The sequence below is a fragment of the Providencia sp. M-27 genome (genome assembly GCF_011077905.1).
Lineage (GTDB): Bacteria > Pseudomonadota > Gammaproteobacteria > Enterobacterales > Enterobacteriaceae > Providencia > Providencia huaxiensis.
In genome coordinates this window covers 1-6,440 of the sequence record NZ_JAALBT010000040.1, presented here as the reverse complement: position 1 = coordinate 6,440, position 6,440 = coordinate 1, and the positions used below count along the sequence as shown (strand labels likewise).

Genomic DNA, 6,440 nt, shown 5'->3' with positions numbered 1-6,440 from the left:
TCCCACCTGACCCCATGCCGAACTCAGCAGTGAAACACCGTAGCGCCGATGGTAGTGTGGGGTCTCCCCATGTGAGAGTAGGGAACTGCCAGACATTAAATTAGTGAAGAAGCCACCCATTGGGTGGCTTTTTTGCGTTTGGGGATATCCTCGGTATTGTGCTAACATGCTAACTATCTTATGTTTTTTCTCTTTTCTCTTTTCTCTTTTCTCTTTTCTCTTTTCTCTTTTCTCTTTTCTTTTTTTTATTTCTTTATTCCTGTATTTCTTATGCTATTTCCCCTTCCCCTTTTCATCTCTTTGGCTTATGGGAAGCCATTAATATATCTTTACCGCTGATCGTGGTGAATAGAATTGTTGGAACTAAAGTAGTGAGTAACAGCTCACAGATTATTTTGTGGAAAAGAGAATTTTAAGAATGTCACGTGAGTATTATGGATTGGGTGCTTGTTCATCATGGTGATGAATGACATCACTTGAGCCAAAGTAGTAAGTAACAGCTCACGTATTTTTTAATTAAGTGCAGGTAAGTCAATAAAATTAAATGGGTATAGTGATTTGATAATTATCTATTACTCCAGAGAATGTAACTGCTTGAGTCAAAGTAGTAAGTAACAGCTTACGTATTTTTTAACTAGGTGCATGTAAGTCAATAAAATCAAATGGATATGGTGATTTGATAATTATCTATTACTCCAGAGAATGTAACTGTTTGAGTCAAAGTAGTAAGTAACAGCTCACTTATTTCTTAATTAAGTGCAGGTAAGTCAATAAAATCAAACTCAGCTTTACAGTAAGGGAAATAGGGGTGGGTTAGGTGAGTTTATCTCTCCGAGTACAATTGCTGTGTGATTTGACTCTCTGGATGATAGGTAATTTATGATCTATTAAAAAAAATAATGACTTAATGAAACTACCTGACAGAATTGGCCTTAACCTGACCTGTAATGTTTATAACCTTAATGGTTTTTATGGTGTTAATTAAGTGACCCAAAGAAGTCATTTCTTGAACAATAAACTCATTAATATCAATAGATAAAAGTAAATTAATCAATTTTACTCATATGTAAGTTTACTATTTTGTTAGTTTATTTTTAATAAATAAGTGCTCGATTGTTTATTTTTCTATATAAAAATTGTTAAATTGATGTTTCAATTTTTTACATTTATACTGTGTTAAGTAGTTAATGGTATATCCAGCTATCATGTTACCGATGAAGTTTGCTTATAAGTGAAATTTTCAAAGGAAAGAAACTTACATCCCGATATGAAAGATAGGCCAGCTAAGCAAGTTATACCTTTTAATGGATGGTATTTCGTGTAAACAATATTTGTATAGCAAAGGTGGGTCATATGAATAAATCAAAAAGCGCTAATCATCGAATTTTCGACCAAATTATTTCTGTAAACAAACAGAAAGAAAATGAGTTTAATAATGGCCAAGATGGCGCAACGATTCTTTCTTTATTAGTGATGTTTTTTGTTCCTTTTTTACTGTTAAATGCGCTGAGAAATACCCTTGGCATTGACTATAGCTTTGCCACTGTCATTGGAATGCTCGCTATCAGTGGGTTTATTACCGCAGTGCTGTATAAAAAATTAAAACTGGATTCCCAATTCGCAGATAAAAATATTGTATTAGACCAGCTACTTTCTCGTTACACGCCGAAAAACAAGCAAGAATTTAAAAAATTACAAGAAGAAAGAAAAACAAGTTCAGCAGAGTTTTATTCACTAGTAGAAAATTGGGCTGATGTAGAAAGACAACACTATGCAAGATAGTATCGAATAACGAAAACAAAAATAAGTTTTTTAATATTATTAATATCCTTCTTTTCTCTACATAGAAAGAAGGATTTTTTTTACACAAAACTTATGAGTAATAGGGGCAAATTATACTATCAATTCCTTTATGTGAGTTCATTTAGCCTGTTGATTTATTAGATAAAATTAAGAAAATCAATGGTGAAACTAGTGTAGGCTTAAATAAACTATTAATAAAAAACGGCTCGATACACTGAGCCGTTTGGTGTGGCAATAAAGTTAGGTTTAGTGTGATTTACCCTGTTCAATACCTAGTCCAATTTGTGAACGAACAAATTGCTCTTTAAAGCGCTCTCTTTCCATTTTTCCTTGTTCTGAATTATCCGTCACCGAGAATAACCATGAAGCAATAAATGCAACAGCCATGGAGAAAAGTGCTGGATATTCATATGGATATATAGGTTTTTCATGATGAAGAATGCTAACCCAGATGGTTGGTCCTAAAATCATCAGGACAACTGCGGTAATTAAACCGAACCATCCACCAGCCAATGCACCGCGAGTTGTCAGCTTACGCCAGTACATCGACAGTAAAATGATCGGGAAATTACAGCTGGCTGCAATTGAGAAGGCTAAACCAACCATGAAGGCAATATTTTGTTTTTCAAACAAAATACCTAAACCAATCGCAACAAAACCTAAGATAACAACGGTAATTTTAGAGACACGTAATTCATCTTTTTCATCTGCTTTACCATTTTTCATTGCCATCGCATACAAGTCATGGGAAACCGCAGAGGCACCCGCTAGTGTTAAACCGGCAACAACAGCAAGGATGGTGGCAAAGGCAACCGCAGAAATAAAGCCTAAGAAGAAGTTACCACCGACGGCATCTGCAAGGTGAACAGCTGCCATATTTGTTCCACCGATAAGTGCTCCAGTTGCATCTTTAAATGCAGGATTGGAACTGACTAGAACGATGGCACCAAAACCAATAATAAAGGTTAATATGTAAAAATAACCAATAAAGCCAGTGGCATAGAACACACTTTTACGTGCTTCTTTTGCATCACTGACTGTGAAGAATCGCATAATTATGTGAGGGAGACCTGCAGTACCAAACATCAAAGCAAGACCAAGGGATAAGGCGGATATTGGGTCGGAAACCAGTCCTCCCGGGCTCATAATGGCAATACCATTTTTATGAACTTCAACCGCTTCTTTAAACAGAGTGTTAAAATTAAAGCCAACATGCTTCATAACCATAACGGCCATGAATGTTGCACCTGCTAATAACAAGATGGCTTTAATAATTTGCACCCAAGTTGTGGCTAACATTCCACCAAATAGGACATATAGCACCATCAAGATACCCACGATAACAACCGCGACGTGGTAATTGAGACCAAATAACAATTCAATCAATTTACCCGCGCCAACCATTTGAGCGATAAGGTACAGTGCAACAACAACTAGAGAGCCAACCGCAGATAGAATACGAATGGGTCTTTGTTTTAATCGATAAGAAGCGACATCAGCGAAGGTATAACGACCTAAATTACGTAAGCGCTCGGCAATTAAGAATAGAATGATCGGCCAGCCAATTAAGAAGCCAATTGAATAAATCAGGCCATCATAGCCAGAAGTATAAACCAGAGCAGAGATCCCTAAGAAGGAGGCAGCAGACATAAAGTCGCCAGCGATAGCCATCCCGTTTTGGAAACCGGTAATTTTCCCACCCGCAGTGTAGTAATCAGAGCGAGAACGCGTTCTTTTTGACGCCCAGTAGGTAATATATAAAGTGAAGCCGACAAACAGTAAGAACATCACAATTGCCTGAATATTCACAGGCTGGCGTTCAACATCCCCTGTCAATGCATCAGAAAACGCCATTGATGAGGTAAAAAAGAGAATGAGTGAGAGCAATATTTTCATTTTTCTACCTCTTTTAAAATTTCTGCGGTTAAACGGTCGTATTCACCGTTGGCTCGGATAACGTAAAGCCCAGTGAGTACAAATGAAATGACAATTAGGCCGACACCAACAGGGATCCCTCTTGTGATGTATGAACCTTCGGATATCGGTGTTCCTAGCCAGCTTGGGTCAAAAGCGATAAGAAAAATAAATCCAACATACAGCACGAGCGTTATTATTGATAACAACCATGAAAAGCGACTACGTTTCCTAACCAGTTCTTTAAAGCGAGGGTTATCCTCTACCTTTTCGTAAGCAGTAGCATTCATCAGAGTTCTCCTCTGTTATACTCGTCATACTTCAAGCTGCAGCATTGTTGACTGCACCTCGAATTATTTAGAGTAAACCATCTTGTTGGGATGTATGTAAGGCCGCCTCAATGAGTTGGCCTTTTAGCGTTATGACATACTCATAGACTGTTTTTCTTCGAGTAGTTTTTCGACAACACCTGGATCGGCCAGAGTGGAGGTATCTCCAAAATTACTGGTGTCCCCTGATGCAATTTTACGTAGGATACGACGCATGATTTTACCGGAACGGGTTTTGGGTAGTGAATCCGTCCAGTGAAGAACATCTGGTGTAGCAATTGGGCCAATTTCTTTACGAACCCAATTACGAACTTCGGTGTATAGCTCTGGTGATGGCTCAACCCCAGATATTAATGTGACATAAGCGTAGATTGCTTGGCCTTTAATATTATGAGGAATACCGACCACAGCTGCTTCAGCCACTTTCGGATGTGCTACGAGGGCGGATTCTATTTCTGCCGTACCTAGACGGTGGCCCGAAATATTCAGTACATCGTCAACACGGCCGGTAATCCAATAGTAACCATCTTCATCACGACGAGCACCATCACCGCTAAAGTACATGCCTTTAAAGGTTGAGAAATAGGTTTGCTCGAAGCGTTCGTGATCGCCAAATAAGGTTCGGGCTTGACCCGGCCATGAATCAACAATCACTAAGTTACCTTCTGTGGCGCCTTCTATAGGTTCACCAAGGTTATCAACTAACGCAGGGCGAACACCGAAGAATGGCAATGTTGCAGACCCCGGTTTTAACATAGTTGCTCCCGGGAGCGGTGTGATCATGAAACCACCCGTTTCCGTTTGCCACCAGGTATCAACCACTGGACAACGGCTATTACCAATTTTTTTATAGAACCATTCCCAAGCTTCAGGGTTAATGGGTTCCCCCACGGAGCCGAGAATTCGTAATGAGCTGCGGTCAGTACCTTCAATGGCTTTATCGCCTTCAGCCATTAATGCGCGGATGGCGGTTGGCGCAGTATAAAGGATATTGACTTGGTGTTTATCAACCACCTGGCTCATTCGGTTAACTGATGGGTAATTAGGTACCCCTTCGAACATTAATGTTTTAGCGCCATTGGATAATGGCCCATATAACAAATAACTATGGCCTGTTACCCAGCCGACATCAGCAGTACACCAATAGACTTCACCCGGATGGTAGTCGAAGGTGTACTTGAATGTCAGTGTGGCATAAACCAAATAACCGCCAGTGGTATGCAGAACGCCTTTTGGCTTACCTGTAGAACCCGAGGTGTACAGGATAAAGAGCGGGTCTTCTGCGTTGATTTCTTCAGGAGGGCAGTCTGCACTGACCCCTTTGATGACGTCGTGCCACCAGAGATCACGGCCTTCTACCCAGCTCGGTGCGTTACCTGTGCGTTGGTAAACAATCACATGAGAAACCGTAGTGACTTGCGGATTAGCGAGTGCGTCATCCACATTTTTCTTTAATGGAATTGCACGGCCAGCACGTAAGCCTTCATCTGCGGTGATGATGAGCTTCGCTTTACAGTCAATAACGCGACCAGAGACAGCTTCAGGGGAGAAACCAGCAAAAATGACCGTATGTATCGCGCCAATACGGGCACAGGCTAGCATCGCGACAGCAGCTTCAACAACCATAGGCATGTAAATGGCGACAACATCGCCTTTACGAATACCTTGTTGTTTCAGGACATTAGCAAACTGACATACATCATGGTGCAGTTCGCGGTAAGTAACATTTTTTGACGATAAAGGGTCATCGCCTTCCCAAATAATCGCTGTTTGGTCACCTTTTTCAGCCAGATGGCGATCTAAACAGTTAGCACTTAAATTTAATGTACCGTCTTCAAACCAGCGGATATCAATATGGCCGGGGTCGAAAGAGGTGTTCTTGACACGAGTGTAAGGTTTAATCCAATCAACGATTTTTCCTTTTTCGCCCCAAAATCCTTCAGGGTCTTGAATCGAGCGTTGGTACTCATCGTTATACTGTTGTTCGTTTATCAGGGCATTTTTTGCAATTTCAGCAGGAACGGGATGTTTAGTTATTTGAGTCATATTATTATCTCCTTGCAGATGTTAATACTATGTCAAAAAATGGTTAACTAAAGCACGAATTTTAAATTTGTTTTTCTTTTGCGCGGAAGATCACGTATTAATTGTAATGAGATTTGCAGGATTATCATTTGATGCTAAATATCAAATTGAAATATAAGACTAAAAATATAACAAAAGGTAGATTTAAAGAAAAATAAAAGGTGGGGTTATTGGTATTAGTTACTGAATAAACGAGCTCTCATAGCGAATAGGGTATCCGGAATTTCTGGTTGATAAAATGCCAAAGATGTAAAGAAGAAAATCTTTCTCAGCGGATTATCTGATTGATCCTCTTCAGCCTACTCTACT

4 protein-coding genes and 1 rRNA gene are annotated in these 6,440 nt (G+C 39.7%); 2 read left to right on the top strand and 3 right to left on the bottom strand.

Annotation, left to right across the window (positions count from 1 at the left end):
* Together rrf and G6Q48_RS21585 are read left to right on the top strand one after the other, a co-directional pair.
* Window positions 1–94, top strand: a 5S ribosomal RNA gene (gene rrf, locus G6Q48_RS21590); the annotation flags it as partial.
* A 1,259-nt stretch (window positions 95–1,353) separates the two neighbouring features.
* On the top strand, window positions 1,354–1,782 hold the full coding sequence (locus G6Q48_RS21585) for a hypothetical protein (protein ID WP_166268360.1): 429 nt from the start codon (window positions 1,354–1,356) through the stop codon (window positions 1,780–1,782).
* 267 nt (window positions 1,783–2,049) lie between these two features.
* Here the strand turns inward: G6Q48_RS21585 and actP are convergent, their stop codons facing one another.
* From actP to acs, 3 genes are all read right to left on the bottom strand, one after another.
* Window positions 2,050–3,699: a cation/acetate symporter ActP gene (gene actP / locus G6Q48_RS21580; protein WP_102140124.1), complete on the bottom strand. Its 1,650-nt coding sequence runs from the start codon at window positions 3,697–3,699 to the stop codon at window positions 2,050–2,052.
* The gene (locus tag G6Q48_RS21575; protein WP_004906633.1) at window positions 3,696–4,007 is read right to left on the bottom strand and encodes a DUF485 domain-containing protein; all 312 of its coding nucleotides are present in this window, start codon (window positions 4,005–4,007) and stop codon (window positions 3,696–3,698) included. The genes actP and G6Q48_RS21575 overlap by 4 nt, the downstream gene beginning before the upstream one ends.
* Window positions 4,008–4,136: 129 nt before the next feature.
* Entirely contained in the window at window positions 4,137–6,092 is a 1,956-nt protein-coding gene (gene acs / locus G6Q48_RS21570) for an acetate--CoA ligase (RefSeq protein WP_166268358.1), read from the bottom strand.
* Window positions 6,093–6,440: the final 348 nt, after the last annotated feature.